Source organism: Vibrio coralliilyticus, from assembly GCF_024449095.1.
In the GTDB taxonomy this organism is placed as follows: domain Bacteria; phylum Pseudomonadota; class Gammaproteobacteria; order Enterobacterales; family Vibrionaceae; genus Vibrio; species Vibrio coralliilyticus_A.
Genome location: NZ_CP024628.1, coordinates 1,166,006 through 1,185,699 on the forward strand (window position 1 = coordinate 1,166,006; position 19,694 = coordinate 1,185,699).

At 43.7% G+C, this 19,694-nt stretch carries 23 protein-coding genes; 10 read left to right on the top strand and 13 right to left on the bottom strand.

The features are described from left to right. Positions 1-8: 8 nt before the first annotated feature. Entirely contained in the window at positions 9-641 is a 633-nt protein-coding gene (locus CTT30_RS20740) for a hypothetical protein (protein WP_252036862.1), read from the bottom strand. A 231-nt stretch (positions 642-872) separates the two neighbouring features. On the opposite strand from CTT30_RS20740, the gene CTT30_RS20745 reads away from it, so the two are divergent. Further along, positions 873-1,121, top strand: coding sequence for a hypothetical protein (locus CTT30_RS20745; RefSeq protein WP_252037624.1), 249 nt, complete (start codon positions 873-875; stop codon positions 1,119-1,121). Between the two features lie 45 nt (positions 1,122-1,166). On the opposite strand, the gene CTT30_RS20750 is transcribed toward CTT30_RS20745, so the two are convergent. Further along, the gene (locus tag CTT30_RS20750) at positions 1,167-2,597 is read right to left on the bottom strand and encodes an NAD-dependent succinate-semialdehyde dehydrogenase (RefSeq protein ID WP_252036863.1); all 1,431 of its coding nucleotides are present in this window, start codon (positions 2,595-2,597) and stop codon (positions 1,167-1,169) included. A 47-nt stretch (positions 2,598-2,644) separates the two neighbouring features. Then, the gene (locus CTT30_RS20755; RefSeq protein WP_252036864.1) at positions 2,645-3,328 is read right to left on the bottom strand and encodes a DJ-1/PfpI family protein; all 684 of its coding nucleotides are present in this window, start codon (positions 3,326-3,328) and stop codon (positions 2,645-2,647) included. Between the two features lie 124 nt (positions 3,329-3,452). Here CTT30_RS20755 and CTT30_RS20760 point away from each other — a divergent pair, with 124 nt between their 5' ends. Then, positions 3,453-4,400 carry a LysR family transcriptional regulator gene (locus tag CTT30_RS20760; protein ID WP_252036865.1) on the top strand — a complete coding sequence of 316 codons (948 nt, stop codon included), beginning with the start codon at positions 3,453-3,455 and terminating at the stop codon, positions 4,398-4,400. A 163-nt stretch (positions 4,401-4,563) separates the two neighbouring features. Here the strand turns inward: CTT30_RS20760 and CTT30_RS20765 are convergent, their stop codons facing one another. The 3 genes from CTT30_RS20765 to CTT30_RS20775 all read right to left on the bottom strand — a co-directional run bounded on the left by CTT30_RS20765 (position 4,564) and on the right by CTT30_RS20775 (position 7,693). Then, positions 4,564-5,631, bottom strand: coding sequence for a sensor domain-containing diguanylate cyclase (locus tag CTT30_RS20765; protein WP_252036866.1), 1,068 nt, complete (start codon positions 5,629-5,631; stop codon positions 4,564-4,566). A 446-nt stretch (positions 5,632-6,077) separates the two neighbouring features. After that, positions 6,078-6,746: an NAD(P)H-dependent oxidoreductase gene (locus tag CTT30_RS20770; RefSeq protein ID WP_252036867.1), complete on the bottom strand. Its 669-nt coding sequence runs from the start codon at positions 6,744-6,746 to the stop codon at positions 6,078-6,080. Further along, positions 6,746-7,693: an ankyrin repeat domain-containing protein gene (locus CTT30_RS20775; RefSeq protein ID WP_252036868.1), complete on the bottom strand. Its 948-nt coding sequence runs from the start codon at positions 7,691-7,693 to the stop codon at positions 6,746-6,748. The genes CTT30_RS20770 and CTT30_RS20775 overlap by 1 nt, the downstream gene beginning before the upstream one ends. 103 nt (positions 7,694-7,796) lie before the next feature. On the opposite strand from CTT30_RS20775, the gene CTT30_RS20780 reads away from it, so the two are divergent. Then, on the top strand, positions 7,797-8,699 hold the full coding sequence (locus tag CTT30_RS20780; protein WP_252036869.1) for a LysR family transcriptional regulator: 903 nt from the start codon (positions 7,797-7,799) through the stop codon (positions 8,697-8,699). A gap of 206 nt (positions 8,700-8,905) precedes the next feature. Here the strand turns inward: CTT30_RS20780 and CTT30_RS20785 are convergent, their stop codons facing one another. The 3 genes from CTT30_RS20785 to CTT30_RS20795 form a co-directional block, all read right to left on the bottom strand. After that, on the bottom strand, positions 8,906-9,148 hold the full coding sequence (locus CTT30_RS20785) for a hypothetical protein (protein ID WP_252036870.1): 243 nt from the start codon (positions 9,146-9,148) through the stop codon (positions 8,906-8,908). A 41-nt stretch (positions 9,149-9,189) separates the two neighbouring features. Next, entirely contained in the window at positions 9,190-9,405 is a 216-nt protein-coding gene (locus CTT30_RS20790; RefSeq protein WP_239835444.1) for a DUF3820 family protein, read from the bottom strand. Between the two features lie 93 nt (positions 9,406-9,498). Next, positions 9,499-9,846, bottom strand: a complete 348-nt coding sequence (locus CTT30_RS20795; RefSeq protein ID WP_239835445.1) for a helix-turn-helix domain-containing protein — start codon at positions 9,844-9,846, stop codon at positions 9,499-9,501. A gap of 414 nt (positions 9,847-10,260) precedes the next feature. Between CTT30_RS20795 and CTT30_RS20800 the strand changes: the two genes are divergently transcribed. Further along, positions 10,261-10,782: a cytochrome b gene (locus CTT30_RS20800; protein ID WP_239863737.1), complete on the top strand. Its 522-nt coding sequence runs from the start codon at positions 10,261-10,263 to the stop codon at positions 10,780-10,782. 41 nt (positions 10,783-10,823) lie between these two features. On the opposite strand, the gene CTT30_RS20805 is transcribed toward CTT30_RS20800, so the two are convergent. Further along, positions 10,824-11,990 carry a D-alanyl-D-alanine carboxypeptidase family protein gene (locus tag CTT30_RS20805; RefSeq protein ID WP_252036871.1) on the bottom strand — a complete coding sequence of 389 codons (1,167 nt, stop codon included), beginning with the start codon at positions 11,988-11,990 and terminating at the stop codon, positions 10,824-10,826. A gap of 211 nt (positions 11,991-12,201) precedes the next feature. Continuing rightward, positions 12,202-12,564 (bottom strand): NADH:ubiquinone oxidoreductase, encoded by a 363-nt coding sequence (locus CTT30_RS20810; protein ID WP_239865341.1) that lies wholly within the window; start codon positions 12,562-12,564, stop codon positions 12,202-12,204. Between the two features lie 470 nt (positions 12,565-13,034). On the opposite strand from CTT30_RS20810, the gene CTT30_RS20815 reads away from it, so the two are divergent. Next, the gene (locus tag CTT30_RS20815; RefSeq protein ID WP_252036872.1) at positions 13,035-14,198 is read left to right on the top strand and encodes a threonine/serine exporter family protein; all 1,164 of its coding nucleotides are present in this window, start codon (positions 13,035-13,037) and stop codon (positions 14,196-14,198) included. 30 nt (positions 14,199-14,228) lie between these two features. On the opposite strand, the gene CTT30_RS20820 is transcribed toward CTT30_RS20815, so the two are convergent. Further along, complete coding sequence (locus CTT30_RS20820) at positions 14,229-14,441, bottom strand: alternative ribosome-rescue factor A (protein ID WP_239835449.1); 213 nt, start codon at positions 14,439-14,441, stop codon at positions 14,229-14,231. Between the two features lie 380 nt (positions 14,442-14,821). Here CTT30_RS20820 and CTT30_RS20825 point away from each other — a divergent pair, with 380 nt between their 5' ends. The 3 genes from CTT30_RS20825 (at position 14,822) to CTT30_RS20835 (ending at position 16,169) form a co-directional block, all read left to right on the top strand. Continuing rightward, entirely contained in the window at positions 14,822-15,031 is a 210-nt protein-coding gene (locus CTT30_RS20825; protein ID WP_006960450.1) for a cold-shock protein, read from the top strand. A gap of 69 nt (positions 15,032-15,100) precedes the next feature. Then, complete coding sequence (locus CTT30_RS20830) at positions 15,101-15,640, top strand: YaeQ family protein (RefSeq protein WP_239863735.1); 540 nt, start codon at positions 15,101-15,103, stop codon at positions 15,638-15,640. After that, the gene (locus CTT30_RS20835) at positions 15,633-16,169 is read left to right on the top strand and encodes a hypothetical protein (protein ID WP_252036873.1); all 537 of its coding nucleotides are present in this window, start codon (positions 15,633-15,635) and stop codon (positions 16,167-16,169) included. The genes CTT30_RS20830 and CTT30_RS20835 overlap by 8 nt, the downstream gene beginning before the upstream one ends. Positions 16,170-16,210: 41 nt before the next feature. Here the strand turns inward: CTT30_RS20835 and hmpA are convergent, their stop codons facing one another. Then, positions 16,211-17,383 carry an NO-inducible flavohemoprotein gene (hmpA, locus tag CTT30_RS20840; RefSeq protein WP_252036874.1) on the bottom strand — a complete coding sequence of 391 codons (1,173 nt, stop codon included), beginning with the start codon at positions 17,381-17,383 and terminating at the stop codon, positions 16,211-16,213. A 245-nt stretch (positions 17,384-17,628) separates the two neighbouring features. On the opposite strand from hmpA, the gene norR reads away from it, so the two are divergent. Continuing rightward, on the top strand, positions 17,629-19,218 hold the full coding sequence (gene norR / locus CTT30_RS20845; protein WP_252036875.1) for a nitric oxide reductase transcriptional regulator NorR: 1,590 nt from the start codon (positions 17,629-17,631) through the stop codon (positions 19,216-19,218). 103 nt (positions 19,219-19,321) lie between these two features. Next, the gene (locus tag CTT30_RS20850) at positions 19,322-19,681 is read left to right on the top strand and encodes a glutaredoxin family protein (RefSeq protein WP_239863731.1); all 360 of its coding nucleotides are present in this window, start codon (positions 19,322-19,324) and stop codon (positions 19,679-19,681) included. Positions 19,682-19,694 lie beyond the last annotated feature (13 nt).

A 19,694-nucleotide genomic window follows, 5' to 3' on the forward strand; every position in this document is an offset into this window, starting at 1 on the left:
CTCTCTCCTTAGGCGTTATTGGCCAGCGCTATCGCTTGTAACGTCATCGGATGTTGGCCATTAAGCGCTGACATTTCCTGTGCCCATTTTTGTGCCTGTAAGCTGTCTTCTGCGCGAATAGCGGCCTGAATGGCGTAGATGTAAACCCAGGCAATCGCATCAAAGGATTGAGACGTAAATGCTTGTTCAGAGAGAAGCCCCGAATACAGTTCATAACCACGTTCGAAATGATTGAACATGTCGGGCAATGATGTATAGGTCGCCGCCGCAACGGCTCTTGCCAATAGTGACTCTGGCAGCCCCTGACGAATCTCTTGCAGCGGAACAGGGGTTGTATCATCCGATAGCATATCCAACCCTTTGGCAATCGTACCCAGCCCTTGCTCGACGTATTTCATCTTGTTCCAAGGAAGAAAAGCATCGCGTCCCATCAAGGTTTGTGTGCTACCGAGATAGACTAATGTCAGAGCATCACCACCTTGTCTTTCGATCTGACCTTGCAGTTGCTCATAGACGGATTCAACCTGATCTTCATCGCCTTGAGCGGCTTGATTATATTGCTCTATTAACTTGTCACTTGGCGCTGCGACCGCTTGAGCGCTAACCAGTAAACACAGACCTAATTGATACGTCAGTTTCATTTTGTCGTTCCTTCTTCTTAGCTGATGTTCAAAGGTTAATCAGCGATGAGCAAGGCTGCTTGGGTATGCGACGAACGGTGGTTGGAAGACGTGAATGGTAAAAATAGAGCGTGAATGGTGAGATTTTGTTCAGCCTCTGCGGCTTATCTGGAAATCAACGGCTATGATCGTTAAAGTAGCGCCATGATTAGTTATCGCATTGAAATTCAATGTGACGAGAGAGAAGAAATTATGTTTAGCGATGATCGCATCATTGATAATCTGGAAGAGCTTGAAGCTTTTCTCCTCGCTGTAGAAAGCGGCAGTTTTGGTTTGGAAGGCATTGCGGGTATCGCACTTGCGACAAACAACGCTGATGGTCGCCACTTTGTGGCAGTGCTGGATGATAATCACCAACTGCTGCTAGCTCGCTGGGTAACCGACGAAATCTTCCAAACAGGTCAGGATTTAGTCCGCAACGGACCGAAGAAAAGCCATTAAAATAGCCCGCAATTGCGGGCTATTTTAATTCAGGTGTTTAAGCAGTTAGCTCAGGCCACCAAAGCACAGGTATTTCACATCCATATACTCATCAATACCTTGCTTGGCACCTTCGCGGCCAATACCGGATTGTTTAACGCCACCAAAAGGCGCGACTTCTGATGAGATAATCCCATCATTAATCCCAACCATTCCGTATTCAAGCGCTTCAGCCACCTTCCAGATACGACGAATGTTATCACTGTAGAAATAAGCGGCCAGACCATAGATAGTGTCATTGGCCATCTCAATCAACTCTTCGTCGCTCTCGAACGCCAATACCGGTGCCACAGGGCCAAAAATCTCTTTGGAGACAATATCCATTTCTTGAGTCACGTTTTTCAGGATAACCGGCGCGATAAACTGACCAGATTGAGGCACTATAGGTGAAACAGGCTGCGCCCCTTGTTCAATCGCCCCTTGAATTAAACTCTCAATACCCTCTTTGGCGACTTGGCTAATGACAGGCCCAATATTGACGCCTTCTTCCAAGCCGTTACCAAGTTTGAGCTGTTTTACCGCTTCATCAAATTTAGCCACAAATTCATCGTATACATTGCGATGAACGTAGAAACGATTGGCACATACGCACGTCTGGCCTGCATTACGGAATTTAGATGCCACGGCTCCATCAACCGCAGCGTCTATGTCCGCGTCATCAAATACGATGAACGGAGCGTTACCACCCAACTCCATTGAAGTGCGTTTAATATCGTAGGCACTCTGCTGCATTAAGAGGCTACCGACACGGGTTGAACCCGTGAAAGAAAGCTTACGAATCAATGGGTGTGACGTGAATAACTCCCCAACGTCAGATGCTCTTTCCCCAAGTACGACTTGCAGCAAGTCTCGGGGAATACCCGATTGATAAGCAAGCTCTGCAACCGCAAATGCAGACAGAGGAGTCAGTTCAGCGGGCTTGACGATAAAGCTACACCCAGCGGCAAGAGCTGGCGCAGCTTTACGAGTAATCATTGCTATGGGGAAGTTCCACGGCGTAATCGCACTTGCGACACCCACTGGCTGCTTAATAGTCACCATACGCTTGTCCGGCGTTGGCGCTGGGATGGTTTCACCATAAGTGCGTTTTGCTTCTTCAGCGAACCACTCAACAAAGCTCGCGCCATAGAGCACTTCACCTTTCGCTTCCGCTAGTGGCTTACCTTGTTCTAGTGTCATTAAACGACTGAGGTCATCTTGGTTTTCAACCAGTAATCGAAACCAACGCTGCAGGATGGCCGCTCGCTGTTTACCAGTCAGCTTGGCCCACTCTTTCTGAGCGTTATGAGCCCGAACAATTCCTTGTTCGATTTCCTCCTGAGTGAAAACCGGTGCATAACCCAGCAGCTCTTGCGTCGCGGGGTTGTAAACCGCAACACTTCTGTCCTGATCCGACACCATGAAAGACACTAAACTCTGATTACCTATTTGCTGCATTGTGATTACCTTGTTCTTCGCCTATTGCTGAACCCTGCACGCTATTCCTAAAAAGCCTGATTGGAGAAGCGAGAGTATTGTAACGTATCCGCCACCTCCTGAGCTTTAGATTGAGAGCTCATTAAATGTAACAGCTTTAACGCAGCTTGATAGCTAACCAAACTGCCATTGGATGTAAGTACATTACCATCCACAACATAATTTTTATCGCTCAGTACCTTAACTTCTGGATAGTCACTTTGAAAATCACCCTCACCTCCTGCCCATGTCGTCGCTTGCTTGCCATTTAACACACCAGCTTCAGCTAACAAATACGCCCCTGAGCAATTGCTTGCCATCCACTCTGCGTTTTTGGCGGTAGAGGAAATATAGTTAATCAAAGCCTTATTGTTGATCAATGGATCCATATCGTAGCTCGACGTGAGTATTAATACATCAAGCTTAGGGGACTCTCCAATCCAAGTGTCCACCCCCAGCTTTAATCCTTCTTCTGTTGTCACTGTAGTCGTATTCGTAACGGAAACCGTCACTACATCATAGTCACTGAACCAGGTTAATCGGTCAGCAACCCCAAATACTTCCAGTGGTCCTGTCACATCTGATGTGAGAACGCCATCATAGACCAAGATACCAATCTTCTTGTCTGCTGCCGATGCGGTTGGCCCCAATACAATTAAGGCGAGAATCAGTGTACATAGCGCCGCGATGCGGACTTTAAGTTTTCCAATCATTATTGTTTACTCCACTGTTGAAACAAAATAGTTATCACTATCTTATCGGGTATCTTTAATGATTGAAGTGGCATGCTTACATATCTATAGTGAATAATATTCACGAATAAATAATGGAGTTGGCATGGATAAACTACGCTCGTTACGGTTTTTCATTGCAACGTTAGACACAGGAAGCTTCGCGGCAGCAGCGACAAAGTACGGCAGCGACCCATCGACCGTCAGTAAAGCCGTGCATAGGTTGGAGTCCGAACTTGGCGTACAGTTATTTCTCCGCTCAACCCGGCGACTTAAGTTAACACTTGCTGGCCAGCAGTATGAACAAACCGCAAGACGAGTTATTGAAGAACTCAGCACTTGTGAAAAAGATTTAAAACATGCAAACAGTTCACCATCAGGTACATTAAAACTTAACCTGCCTGTCTCTTATGGGCGCCGTTATATCCAGCCTTTGCTCAAAGAGTTTCGTCGTCAATACCCAAGTATTGACTTAGACATCTGCTACGATGACTCTTACGTTGATATGATTGATCAAAGCGTCGATATATCAATTAGGTCAGGTGTTGTGCAAGATCGGCAGCTGATCGCTCGACAACTGAGTCCTATCGATTACTTGATTTGTGCGAGCAAAGAATACCTTGAGCAATACGGTGCACCCAGAGGACCGGAGGAATTTCACCAACACACTTGGATACGCTTTCGCTTTAGACAAACCGGAAAATTACTCGGGCTGAGACTTGCTACCACTGAACATACTCACCGAATCGAAACAGCCAGGAGCATTGTCGTTAATGATGGTGAATCAATGGCAGAGCTTTGTGCTCAAGGGTTAGGGCTCACCCAAATTCCTCATTTTATCGCCCGAGACTGGCTTAAAAGTGAAGAGTTAGTTCCTATTTTTCCCAGCTTTCGCCCACAAAACGAAGGAGTTTACCTTCTCTACCATCAACGTGAATATATGCCTTTACGAGTAAAGCTCTTCGTGGACTTTGTCGTTGATGCAATACAGTCTCAAGCAGAAACGCCACGACACACTTGGGTAAGTCACCTAGAGATTAAACTCCCCACATAGCGCAATACCTTCGCTTTCATGATTTAAAACACTATCAAGACCTGCAATTATCAGCGCCAGATTTGTATAAAACCAATAAATAAAAAATCATCTGTTCACACTGGATGATTGCTATCTCTGAACATTATTACGGCAAATTGTCCTGATAAGCGTTTATTATTTTTCAGCTCTTTATCTCACGGCTATACAAGTCCGATATATGTGGTGGAACAACGTAAGAGATAGTTTTAATTGCATGGCTTGATACCGTGTTCTTACCTGACGCCTTAGACTGATACATTGCTTTGTCGGCTATTTTTATCATATGTCGCAAGATATTTTGTATGCTTTCTTTATCGGATTGGCATAAAGCCAACTCTTGATAGTTGATAGAAGACACGCCAATACTCACGGTTAGTGCATAGGGTTCAACAAACTGTTTTTGTATGGTAGATCGAATTCTTTCCGCACCTTGCTTTGCTTGATCCAGATCGGCATCCAGCATAAGTACCATAAACTCATCCCCACCTAGCCGAGCACATGCATCCGTTGTTCTCTGTGCCCTTTTAATTGAATCCGCAATGATAATAAGAAATTCATCGCCAACAAGGTGCCCATATTTGTCATTGATCGCCTTGAAGTTATCGACGTCTATGACAGAAATACTAAGTGGTAACTTTTTGCGCTTGCATAAGGCTAATAATTCTTCAAATTTCTTTTCCAGCCCATTACGATTTAGGAGCTTAGTCATGTGATCTTGTAAATTCATTTTTTCAAGCTGTGCATTCGCTTTTTTGAGCTGCTCATTCGCTTCTTTGAGTTGCTCTTCAGCTAGCTTGATTTGAGTGACATCGGTGTGAGCTCCAAGCATTCTGATGACTTTACCTGTCTCATCACGTATTCCAACACCACGACATCGAACCCAAATGGTTGAGCCATCTTTATGTTGATACCGTACAACTTGATCGTAAGAGTGTTCAGGGTTTTCACAATGCTTTTGAAAATTGACGATGGCCGTTTCTAGATCTTCAGAATTAATAATGTCTTGCCATTCAGAGGCCAGATGCTCCATTTCTTGAGGGTCATAGCCAAGTAACTCCCAGAAGCCAGGGCTCATCCATTCATTATTGCCATCGACCGTATCCCAATACCAAATACCATCTAGGGCATACTGATATATGAACTCAAAGATGGAGTCATCTTTGGATACAAGATTGTATAATTCTGACTTCAGGTAGTTTGTCTCTTCCATAAGATATCCTGACGAGTCTCAACCATAATTTTGTCGTTGTTACAAGTATAGACAACCCACAGAAAATAAATAACCCCGACGCATTATTACAACCAGACCTATTCATATAGATAAATCAAAGCGCTAAATAGCTAGCCTCTTTATCTTGCTATTTTCTAACTTTGACAAAAAGAGTCAGCCTAGCGGTCTGACTCTTTAGTTCACTTTTGGACACTTTCGAGCCAGTGCGACGAATTAAATCGCACTAGCGAACAGGCTTAGTTGAGGTGCGGATAATGTAGTTGTATTCAGTCAGATTCCAATACCTAGACCTTTCTCGAGGATAGCCAGAAAGAAAACCATTATCCAACTCCAAAACCCCAAAGCATTCCACCACATAAAAGCCTTAAACTTTTTAGAGTTCGTTGTTTCACGTGGCCAAATGTTTTTGGCCACTACAAGTCTTTTTAATATTCACCTACTTGGATCGGCACTTCATCAAAAATCGTAGCTAACCTTGCTGCGTACTCATCGAGCTCCGATTCGCGCTCTTGCTGGGCCATGCGTGCCGGACCAAAGACTTTTTGCGGAGCCAAGACAGAGAAGCCTGTAAACTCTAATATTCCACGATGAATAGGACGCAATATAGCATCAAGGTCGCCGTTCCAGCCCCCTTTTACATATAAGTCTTCAGGACCGCCCATGGTGACACTGAGCATCGCTTTTTTACCCTTAAACACGCCGTCCCCATAGAAGCGTCCACCGCCATATACTTTGCCCATAGCAAACACGCGGTCTACCCAGCCCTTCAACACCGCTGGCAGACCGAACCACCATAAAGGAAACTGAAAGATAACTAAGTCGCTCCACTCAAGCTTCTCAAGCTCAACTTCAATGTCGGCAGAAAAACCACCAACCTCAGTGGCATACATCTCCTCAAGCTGTTGTTTGAAAAACGCTCCATCATGTTGACTAGCAAAGTTATGACGGCCCGATACTGGATTGAACGCCATTTCATGTAAATCAGAGGTTTTCACATAATGACCCTCCGCTTCGAGGCTTTCTACCGCGCGTCGAAACATCGCACCATTAAAACTTTGTGGCTCTGGGTGCCAATAAACAACAAGTACATTCATTATTTTCTCTCCAATAAATCGATAATCTCTTGGTAGTGATATTCCTTGGCAAGGTCTAACGGAGTTTGACCATCAAAGGCTCTTATTTCAGTATCAGCACCCACCTCTATCAATGCCTTTGCTGCTTCAACATGGCCGTGCCACACCGCATCATGTAATGGGGTGTATCCGTTGTTCGGCCCTTGTGCATTTAAGGTTTCGCAAAATCCCGGATAGTCAGAAAGCAAGCGAATAACGTCTGCCCTGCCGTTGTATGCCGCTTTGTGAAGTGGAATGGCTTTCATGTAGTGATCAGGAATAGTTTGATCACCACCTTGCTCCATCAAGATCTTCAGTGAGTGTGTTAGGCCATCTCGTGCTGCTACCATCACTGCCGTATGTTCATCATTACCAGAAGCGGTGACAGGTGATGGGGTATTGAGAGAAGACCATTCAGACAATGCCTTTAATTGAGCGGCTTTTTGCTCATCATTATTCCCCGAATCAGTGACAACCTGATAGGCCGCAAGTGAAGATTCAAGATCTTCACGTTGATTGAAATACCGAGTAAACAGCAGCTGAAGATCATTTGCTTGTGTTTGCCCAAATACGTCCTTTTTACTCGCTCCGAAATCAACCAAATCCAGTGCTTTTAGACCAAATGTTGATACGAGCTCAATATTAATAAGCGGCTGTTCAAGAAGCGCCTTCACCACTGATGGCTTACGATGCCATACCGCAACCATCAATGGGGTAACGCCATGCTTAGGTGTTTGAAGATTGATAAATGCACCGGCCTCAATCAAACCTAACACCCACTTTTCATCGTGCTTCTGGGCAGCAATGTGTAGTGGAGCATTGCCCATCGAAGGATCGAGTTGGTTCACATCACTATCTTGTTCAATAAGCTGAATAAATCGCTCATAGTCATTAGAAATAATCGCTTGATGAAGGGTGGGTAATGTCATGTTGATCTCACTATCACTCGGTTGATATTTTGAGCTTAGTATTGACCAGAATATTGTTAACTTGTAGGTTTTACTTATTTACTTTTAAGATAACCATTAGTTAATGAAATCACTTCCAACTCAGTTACCGATATTTATTCAAGTCGCGAAAAGTGGTAGTTTTGCAGCCGCAGCGAGGGAGTTAGGGATCTCCGCACCCGCGGTCAGTAAAGCCATCACAAAGCTAGAACAAGAGTGGCAAGTTAAACTGTTCTTTCGCTCCTCTCACTCTCTTAGCTTGACGCAAACGGGCCAGCAGCTGGCAGAGAGTCTCACTCCGTCAATGGAATCGATACAAACCACTATTGAACAACTGGCCGAGCATTCCAGTGCAGCCGCTGGCACCATAAAAATTAACTTACCCTCCAGTTCAATCGGGCAGGAGCACATACTGCCGCTGGTCATCGAGTTTATGGCTAAGTATCCGCAAATCAATTGTGATTTACATTTTGATGATCGTAACGTGGACTTGGTTGAACACGGGTTTGATTTGGGGATTGGTGTCGCCATAAATCAAGACTCTCGACTTATCGCAAGACCGCTACTGACACAAGACATCGGTATCTATGCAGCCCCAAGCTATTTAGCGCAATATGGCGAACCAAAGGCACTAGAGGATCTTGCCAATCACCACTGCATTCCTGTGCGTTCGCTCACCAGTGGACGTTTTCATTACTGGCGTATAAACGATGCTGAGCATGCCAAACTCTACGAGCCTAATGGCAGACTTGTGGTCAATAACTTCGCTGCGGCCAAACAAGCAACATTAGCGGGGGCTGGGATCTCTATGCTTGGTAGCTGGTTATTTCGAGACGAATTGGTCTCAGGCGAGGTAAAGCCCATTATGAAACAATATTGGGGCGCACCGACCACAATTTGGGTTTATTACTCATCCAGAGAGTATTTGCCGACACGTGTGAGATTGTTGATTGATTATCTAGTCGAGAACATCTATAGAATGGCTTAGATGGCAGTAGTTGCTTATTTTGCAACCACTGAAGGTCCTAGGTAGTTATTTAATAAGTAATGTGCATTTTTCCAGATCTATACCGCCTGAAACGTTTTGGGGCAGAAATGAATCAAACCCAATATTCGGACTTTTCAAATGAAGACAATGAGTCTTTTAGGAGTAAGAAAGAGGCTTTAGTTGCAACTGCTAAATTAGGTAGATTATTACTTCGGCTGATGACCACTCTGCCTCGCAAACTTTTGCATTGCTTCGGCAAACGTTGTTGTTTTACCTTTCGCTTGAACCTGCATTACTTGATAGCCCATCTTTTCCAACGCTTGGCGCTCAGCTAACACAGCCTTATCATCTTGATGGCTACCTTGGGCAGGCTGATGAATGTAGCACCCTTCTAGTGGACCATCTTCGACCAGCTGGTGATGCCTCAATGCATCAATATCAAAATTCATAGTCAGTCTTTTTCATTACAATGGAGAGATTTTTTGGTCGATTACATTCGCTTTAAGGGCTTTACCACACTGTCTAACCCTTCGATTTTCAACGCCAGACAAAGTTGCAATAGCTGCCCAAGTTCACCACTCGGCCAGCCTTTTTTATCAAACCAAAGCAAATACTCTTCAGGGAGGTCGATTAGAGCACGCCCAGCATATTTGCCAAATGGCATCTGGACGCGGGCTAATTTTATAAGGTTTTCTTTTTCTAGCATGATGGTAGGGCTGCTCAGAACTCATTCTTAGCTTAGGGTATCATTGAAACTGCTTGTCGTACAAAGCGCGATCACCATTAACTAACATTATGCTTAATTCACCGTGTGAGCGTATTCGACCACTATTTGATTACCTTCGATGTAAGCATTCTGAATTTCGCCATCAACACTCATGCGACTTTGAAGGTAGACCACCTTAGGTCCGTTTTCATTAGCTTCCTTGAGGGAAGGAAAAATCTGTTTCGCATCTAGGTGAAGCAATCGACAAAAATGGCTAATAAACGACATAGTCAAAGGCTCTTCTCCGCGCAACAACTGCGAAAAGTTCAATTGGCTGATCCCTAACTTTTTAGCAAACTCCATTTGTGTGAGACGCATTTTAGATTTCTGAGACATCCACGTGTTGTACAGCGCCTCTCTATCCTTCTCAGTAAATTCCATTGGTGAATCCTTGTATTGCTTAATGAGGGGGATTCTGTGCACTTTCTTTCTCGGAGATGTCAGCAAGGCGTTAACGTTAGTTAAAAGTTTGGTTGGCTCGACACGCACCGCTCTTGAAAGCATAGCGACTTTGATGGTCAGTCATTGACTTAGACATAACTAACAAGGCAATGATTAACTCCAGTAATAAATCAACAGTAAAACCAGTTGTAGGTTTATTAATGGATATTCTTCCATGAATCTATTCGGGACTACCCTTCCAAAATAATAACAACCAGTTGCCAATATTAAATTTTTTTCGTTAGATCTTCACTTAATTAGCAATATAAAATAATGGCATTATCATATGTTATTTTTATATTTTAGTGGGCAAATAATAATTGATTCTATCTGGTGTAAATATTGAGGGAAGATATGAACATAAGCGATTTTAGCTATGATAGAGCTTCCAAGGTATTTCATTGGCTGATGGCTATCATCATCTTATACACAACAATAGCAGGCTATGGGATGCACTTCACGACTGTAGGCTCACCGACATTTAATTTCTTATCGACATTAAATATGTCTCTCGCCACTATTGCCGTTCCAGTGTTTTTAGCCCGATGGGTTTGGAAATATTTTAGACCAAGCTTTAATGATGAACTAAACACCTCAAGCTTTCAGAAAAATATGGCTAAGCTGATACATTCATTAATGTATTTCACAATGTTTGGAGTATTTACATCAGGCTTTCTTATGTTAGAGCACCCTTATTATTTTTTCTGGGTTATTGAAATTAACCACTTCATTACCGAACCCGAGGTAAGCTCATTTTTCTTTAAAGTACACCGATTCTCCTGCCTTATTCTTGCCTCATTAGTCACGCTTCATATCCTTGCCGTGATTCATCACCATGTCATTAGAAAAAACAAGATTCTCAAATTGATGATCTAAAGCGAACTAAAAAGCGGATGCTGCACACATCCGCTTCTCAATCAGAACCAGCTTGAGATCAAACGTTTAAACCAATCGAGTACTTTTTTAAACAAGCTTCCCTCGTCCACATCCGTTTGGGCGACAAGGTCCACCGTAGCGACTTCCTCTCCTTCAACGCCGTAGATTATCTTACCGACTTTTTCTCCAGAACGAATAGGAGCCACCAACTCACGGTCAAACTCTACTTCCGCCGTAAGTTTGCCTGCACTACCTTTTGGCAAGGTCATATAGACGTCTTGCTCCACACCTACACTCAACTTATCTTGTTCACCCATCCAGACTTTTGCTTCCGTAACGATATCACCCGCTTTCGTCGGTGATACTGTCTCGAAGAATCGAAAGCCATAGCTTAACAATTGCTTGCTTTCTGATTCACGACTTTTAGTGCTACTTGCACCCATCACAACAGCAATCAAACGCATATCCCCGTTAGTCGCTGAAGTAGCCAAACTGTAACCAGCCCCACTGGTATAGCCGGTTTTCATACCATCAACATTCATACTGCGATCTCGCAGTAAACCATTTCGATTGTATTGGGTAATACCATTGTATGTGTATGAGGTTTCGCTGTAGAGAGGGTAGATATCCGGTAAATCACGAATAATCGCTTGGCCTAATCTAGCGATATCCAACGGTGTCGAGTATAGGCCGTTACTGTCCAAACCGTGTGGATTGGTGTAAGCAGTATTCTCTAGGCCAAGCTTTTCAGCCCACGAATTCATCAGGTTGACAAAGGCATCTTCACTTCCAGCGACGTACTCTGCAATCGCCACGCTGGCATCATTACCCGATTGCACGATCAGACCTCGATACAAATCTATGAGCGGAACAGTGGTACCCACTTCGATGAACATCTTTGATGAATCAGGGAAGTTTTTCGCCCAAGCATTTTTACTGATCACAACTTGATCATCTAGCGTGATATTACCTGCTTTAACTTCCTGCCCAGCTACATAAGCGGTCATGAGTTTGGTTAAGCTGGCCGGATTTAACTTAATATTCGCATTTTTTTCGACCAATACTTGCCCGGTGTTATAGTCAATAAGAACATACCCTTTTGCCCCTAGTGTAGGGGGATCAGGAATAATGCTTGGTGCAGCAAGTGCACTCAATGACACAGCAATTGAGGAGAAAAGGGCTGCTTTGAGGAGAAACGTTTTTTTCATGGGACGTTACCAACTTAAGTCACAATTAGAGTTTTTATATTGTTCCGAATATAAACAAACCGCAATGATATTTATTTGCTTTGTAATCAATCGTTACTCTTATTAGAAAGTTTTACTAAATTATGAGAGTTTGACTCCATATACCGGAAAGTTAATACAAAAAAGCCAGTGTTCACAACACTGGCTTTATCAATTTGGGCAAGATTAACGATTATGCTTGTGCTTCCTGCACCTTCTTCGGATTAGGTGTAATGCTGTCTCGATAGCTGAACCACAAGTAAGTCACTACTAAAGAGAAGAACAGGTACGACAATGCAAATACTAGTGGTGAGGTTATTAACTCTTCCGACATGCTCCAGCTCACACCGACCACGGTAATAGTTAATTTAGAAAGCATGCCACAAATAAGTAGCAACAGCGCTAGCTGAGGGAAACGCGTCGTTCTGAATGCAAACCAGTAACAACTACCTACCGCTAGAGCAGAGATAGACAGACCTAACATGAAAGAGTGAAGGTGATCAGCGGATAGTACACCTGCTGATATTGACGCCATTATTATCAGAAATAGTTTCATCATTGCCTCGCTTTTTAAACTTGGAAAAAGCTTCCTTTCATTTTTGCAAACTCATTTTGTGCATATTTTCGCCTATCCAATACGAATTACAACCCCTAAAATGATACATTTTTTGTACAGCTGATGGCTCTGTAACATATGTAAAATAGTGGTTAAAAAAACAATAAGTAAGGTTCCTTGCTACTCAAGCCCAAAGCACACAATTCAAGCCAAAAGAGAAACAAAGAGTTACATTTAAGTAACAACGTTTACATCTATACTCATTGGTAATTTTGTGATCAGATGCATTTTTAGCCATCGATTGAGTCGTAAAATGGGCTTCTGAAACCTAAGTTTTCACTTTTAAAATTCACTATCTTTTGAAATATCAAAAAGAGTGTGACTCTAGCCACTGTTCGGTAGATTTAGACTCGAATAGACCATAGGGCTTTGTTACCTTTGCGCGCATTCAATATTTCGTACTACATACCATGCCTTCAGAGTACAGAATCAAAAAGATCGTTGAGATCGGCGACACCCTACATCGCAGTGGCTGCGCGCCATATAAATTAGAAAAATATACCCAATTTTATGCCCGTAAACATAGCGTGGATGTCATGATTCAGGCCACACCGACAACGGTCAATTATCAATTCCCTGACGATAACAATGCGGTGGTCATGAAACGGCACCAGCCGGCGTCCATTAACCTTAGTTTGCTGGCAAATACTATTATTCGGATTAATCAGCCAAGTAAAGAGCCTGTCCCGGAGCCCGTAGGTTACCCTAAATGGGTGACTGCTTTGGCGAATATGGGTATTCCTCCTGCGTACCTTATGCTGGTTGGCAGTACATTAGAGGCCGTGTATATATCCATTTTTCTTGGCTTCCTAGCGTGGTTGGCACAACAAGTTTGTAAAGCAAGGCGCTCTATAGCTGTTGAGTTTGTTGCTGCGTTGGTCACAGGCATCTTGGTGGCGTTTTTTGCCAGTACAAGTTCCGATCTTCCAGTCTGGGCTCTATGTATCGCCGCCATCGTTCTCTTCGTGCCTGGCTTGTCGATTGCTAACTCACTTGAATGTCTCGCTTTCAATGATTTAGTCTCCGGCACCAGTTTACTGGGGCAAAGCTCACTCACTCTTATCAAGCTCTTTGTCGGTATTATCATGGGCTTGAATATAGGTGAGTCCATTTGGGGGCAAGCAGATGTCACTGCTTATATTAATGAGATACCCACTTGGCTCCATATTTCAGGTTTGTTTCTGATTTCAGTCTCTCTTGGCATCATTTTTAACGCCAGACCAACAGACATTTTATTGGGTTTACCCGTGGCGGTGTTGGGGATGTGGGGGCCATTCTATCTAGGGTTTGAAAGTGGGTGGGTCGTCGGCACATGGATAACCACCGTTTTGATTACCTTATATGGTACATGGGTAGCAAAGAAAATGGACTTAACCGGATCCATCTACATTGTGCAAGGGATTATTATTCTCGTACCAGGAAGTCGAGTCCTTGTCAGTGCGGGGCAATCCGTGTTTGAACAATCTATTTTGCCTATTCCAAGTATTGGCCTTTCTGCACTGTTCATGTTTTCAGCTATTGTCGCGGGGCAGGTCACCGCTTACTCAATTTACTCTCCAAAAATCGAACGTTAACTCTTAAAGAGCCCTATTCAAAAATGACTTTTAAGCCGCTTTTGAATAGGGCTCTTTACCCTTATGTTTCGTCTTACGTGAGAAGCTCCCTTTTCCTTTTTTCGCTTGTTCAACTCGTGTTTTAAAAAGTGGACTAGTAACGACTGCTTTTAGTGCATTGTCTTTTATTTCACCTCGTCCGACCTCTAAATGCGCCTGAAGCGACTCATTCGGCAAATTATTTTTTCTGGATCTCTTGCCCATAACTTTGTCCTATCGATGTTTTATAAATAACTAGATACTGATGACAACCCACTCACCAAACCTGAATTTAGCAGGATAAATCACCATACAAAAGAATGTTACACTATCTACAGCCTAATCAGTAATATTTTCGAAACTCTACCTAGCGCAAATTTTGGATGAAAAGACCTTGGTAACTGAAAAGTATCATATGAATTTTATTGACTTAGTTCCACTTAGCTTTAGACTGGATGGCAGCTAGAAAACGGTTCTTGTTTTTATTTCGCCGTTTCGTTGGATTTCTTGTATCTCTTCCGTAACGTCGTGCGCAATAGCAATCTCCTTTTCCACGCTATCGTTGCCGTCATGGCTTTTACAAAGATTTATCAAGGATACATATTATGTCTAATACTGTTACTGGTACAGTTAAATGGTTCAACGAAACTAAAGGTTTTGGTTTCATCCAACAAGAAAACGGCCCTGACGTTTTCGCTCACTTCTCTGCAATCACTGGTGACGGCTTCCGTACTCTAGTTGAAGGTCAGAAAGTTGAGTTCACTGTATCTCAAGGCCAAAAAGGTCCTCAAGCTGAGAACATCAAACTAGTTTAATTTTAAACTGGAAAAGATTTACAATAGCCAGCATCACGCTGGCTATTTTTTTATGTGTAGCAAATAACTATGGCACTCAAACCCACCATTTATAAGTTTCGTATCTCTCTCTCGGACACCAACCGAGATGTGTACGACTCCCCACAACTCACTATTGCGCAACATCCCTCTGAAACGATTCCAAGGATGGTTGCTCGTATATTGGCTTATTGTATTAAATATCAGCCTGAGTTGGCTTTTACTAAAGGTCTGTCATCGATTGAAGAGCCTGATCTCTGGATAAAGGATCTAGATGATTCTATTTTGCACTGGATTGAAATCGGTGAGCCTTCGCTGGATCGTATTAAGAAAGCGACACGCTTAGCCAAACGAGTGGATATATTCACATTCACAAGTAAGTCCGATGTCTGGTGGGAGCAAACAAAGAATAAATCCCATCAGTACGACGCTCATATTTATCGCCTCAGCTCAGAGGGTATTGAGTCTTTATCAGAAGTGGTTGAACGTGGTATGGATTTATCAATCATGATTACTGGCAATAGCCTCTTCATTGACTGTGATAAAGGCTCATTTGAAGTTCAGATTGAGACACTGCAATCCAATGACTGATCTTCATCAGGCATTTGCGTCGATAGGTGCCGATGCCATTAACGCAGTAGCCGAAAACCCAGCCCTGTGGCAACAGTTTTTGCAACAACACACTACCTTATTCGAGAAAGTGAAGCAGCATAAACCAGACAGTGCAGACGAATCCCATTTACTCGGTATTATGACCAAAGCACATATTGAATGTCTGTCACGTGTTGAGGTCAATCGCGAAGCCGTCAAGGTCATGTGGCAAGCACTGCACGAAAACCTCGGTACAGACAACGCTAAACGCTTTGAATATCAAGATTACCAGATGCTGACTCTGGTTACTCATGTATGGCTCTACGTCCAAGGTTACCTCAAAATGGACTTCAGCCTTGCTAATGACCATGCTGAAACAACAGCACAATTACAAGGTGACTTATCTGGTTTGGATGTAGACACGATTCGAACTCAGTTTCTTGCCAGTTATTACCTCGGTTCAGAAAATTCTCCGATATCAAAGCCTCACCATCCGATTTGGGACTGGTTTAAAAAAATCTTCAGCTAATACCTCAAAGGGCTTCCTTTTCAGGAAGCCCTTTTTGACCTTTATAGATAGGCGTGAGGACCGAAGACCTCATAATGAATACGATCTCGCGACACGCCCAATTCCTCTAATTGTTTAACCATGACTTCCATGAATGCGACGGGACCACACAGGTAAAAGTCGCCGCGGCTGAGTGGTAATTCGGTTTCCACTGCAGACAAGCTCATCTGACCTGAGAAATGCGCTTGGCCATCCAGGTACCAGGTATATTGCTGCCAGCTATTCTCTCTAACCAACTGCTCTGTCTCTTGCTTAAACGTATGCTGGTCAGCACTGTGACATGCATAGAGGTAAGACACGTCTTTTTTGCCCATATCTGCCAATGTTTGCAACATCGCCTGAATTGGCGTTGCGCCAACACCCGCCGAGATAAGGACAACTGGTGCCTCTTTTTCCTGATAATAAAAATCACCTGCTGGCGCATACAAATGAAGCGTATCGCCTTCACTCACTTCTGCGTGCAAGAAATTAGACACTAGACCATGATGCTCTCCCACTTCACGCTTCACAGAAATGCGGTAGTTTTTGCCGTTAGCTTTTTGCGACAAAGAATACTGGCGAATCTCGTTGTGCTCACCAGAGGAAGGCTTCACTTCTACCCCCACATACTGACCTGGGTAGTAATCTAGAACATCACTACCATCCACTGGATCAAGCACAAAACTGGTCACAAATTCTGATTCTGGCTGCTTCTTCTTTACAACAAACTCTCGTGCGTTTTCCCAACCGCCCACCGCTTGTTTACGCTGAAGGTACAGCTCCCCTTCACGATCAATAAATACTTTTGCTAAAAATAGGTAGGCCGCTGTCCAAGCTTCTTCCACTTCTTTAGTAAAAGCCTCTGACGCCAATTCTCGTAATGTTTCAATCAAGTGGTGCCCTACAATTTGATAATGCTTCGCTTGAATATTAAAGCTAGTATGCTTGTGCGCTATACGTTCAACTGCGGAAGTCAGTGCATCAAGGTTTTCGATATTCTTCGCGTAAGCCGCTATGGCTTCAAATAGCGCAACACTTTGGCGACCGGTTTTCTGATGCGTCATATTGAAAATATCTTTAAGCTCAGGGTTGTGCGAAAACATGCGTTGGTAAAAATGCTGTGTCAAAGCCGGGCCCGCACCTTCAAGCAAAGGAATAGTACTTTTTACGACTTCGATATGTTGATTGTTGAGCATTTTCATTTTCTCCTCATATGGGTATTATCTTTTTACCCTTCCAAGAGCACAATTGATGCCAAGTTGGAACATGGCCTAATCAATTGGATTATCAAGCATTATTCGTTATTAAAAAGTCATAGTGACACTGTTGAACCATGTCTAAATGACTCTATAATAAAATAATCACATAATGATACTGGTTACTTTTACTTCATTCTATTCTCAGCCAACGTAAACTACGTATTCAGGAGCCTAGCTGTACCATGCAAGATATTTCAGTATCCACTCTGATTGATATGACAATCGGCCTAGCAACAGGTCACAATGAACATGACCGTTTCAATAAATTGCTTGATGCTATCCGAAAAGCTATCCAGTGTGACAGCGTTGCATTGCTCTCCTTACAAGGAGACACCTTGGTGCCCCTCGCGATTCAAGGGCTAACAAGGGATACATTGGGACGCCGCTTTAGAGTCGATGAACACCCTAGGTTTGAGGCCATTTGCGCTTCAAAATCCGCTGTACGCTTCGATGCGGATTGTGAACTTCCTGACCCATTCGATAACTTACTTCTTGATTGCGATGGTGATTTACCCATGCACGCCTGTATGGGCTTACCCTTACTGTATGCTGACAAGTTACTTGGCATTTTGACTCTCGATAGTTTGACCCCCAATGTTTTTGACCAGATCCCTACTCGCAGTTTAGACGCTCTCTCTGCAATCGTGGCCTCAACTCTCAAAGTTGCGATGACTGTCAGTCAGTTTGAGCAGCAGGCCAAACAGACTCAACAACGATTTGAAGAACTCAATGAAGATGCATGGGAGCGTGAAGGGGGAGAGATTATTGGCGCAAGCGATAAGATGGCTACGTTAAAGTCCGATATAGAGGTCGTTGCTCCATCCAACTTCAACATTCTGATCAATGGCGAAACAGGGGTAGGCAAAGAGTTAGTCGCGCGCAGCATTCACCATTTGTCTCATCGTCGTAAACAGCCTCTAGTCTACGTCAACTGTGCAGCCATCCCTGAGAACTTAGTTGAAAGTGAATTGTTTGGGCACGTAAAAGGCGCATTCACTGGGGCTGATAAATCACGGCTGGGCAAATTTGCGCTTGCAGATGGTGGTACCCTGTTTCTCGACGAGATAGGTGAACTACCACTTGCCGCACAAAGCAAAATCCTTCGGGCTTTACAGAACAACGAAATCCAGCCGGTTGGTCAGGACAAGGTCGAGACAATCGATGTGCGTGTGCTCGCAGCGACTAACCGTAATTTGAAGGAAGAAGTCAGCCAAGGTCGTTTCCGTTCCGATCTCTACCACCGCCTCAGTGTTTACCCAATCAACGTACCGCCGCTTCGTCAGCGAGAAGGGGATATTGTCCTGTTAGCCGGTTATTTCCTAGAGCAAGCTCGTCGCAAGCTAGGTATCGTCCAAATCAAGCTAGGGAAAGAAGCTCAGCTGTTACTGTCGCGCTACAACTGGCCGGGTAACGTAAGAGAGCTAGAACATGTAATCAACCGCGCCGCTCTAAAAGCTCGAGCGAGAGGTAACAACCGTAAGCTGATCACCGTTTCTATTGATGATATAGGCGAACTCCATTCTCTCCCTGTCGAAGACTCCGTGGTAATCCCTAGCTCAACAGGGAGCATGCCTACCATCGACTGGACTAAAGGGCTGCGCGAGTCAACAGAAGAATATCAGCGACAGCTCATCACTCTTGCCCTGACTGAAGCAGAGTACAACTGGGCAAAAGCCGCACGACAACTAAAAACCGACCGAGCAAACTTAATTAGACTGGCAAAACGACTGGGTATAACAGTCACTAAGCAGCACAAGATAAGTACTAATTAATCGGTAACTTGGGTACAATGCCAGCGCTCATTATTAGCAATACAAAAGTGGGGCAACACCCACACTAAAGTCGTACTATTTATCTGTATTTTAAAGGAATATTATGAAGTTTATCCGTTGGTTCCTTGGCCGTATTATCCTCTTGCTTAACTTTGTATTTTCACCAAAAGGGGTGAAGCGTTCACAAGAAGAGCAACAAGCGGTCAATGAAAAAGCACAATCGCTTGCCTTGTACCAGTTTGAGGCATGCCCATTTTGCGTGAAAGTTCGCAGAGCCATGAAGCGTCAATCTGTCAATATTGAACTGCGTGATGCGAAAGCAAACCCAGCCCACCGTTCAGAGTTGGAAGCTGGTGGTGGCAAAGTGAAAGTACCTTGCTTAAGAATTGAAAAAGAAGGCAAAGTGGAATGGATGTACGAGTCTTCTGATATTGTTGCCTACTTGGAACAAGAATTTGCTTAAACCACAATCAGGA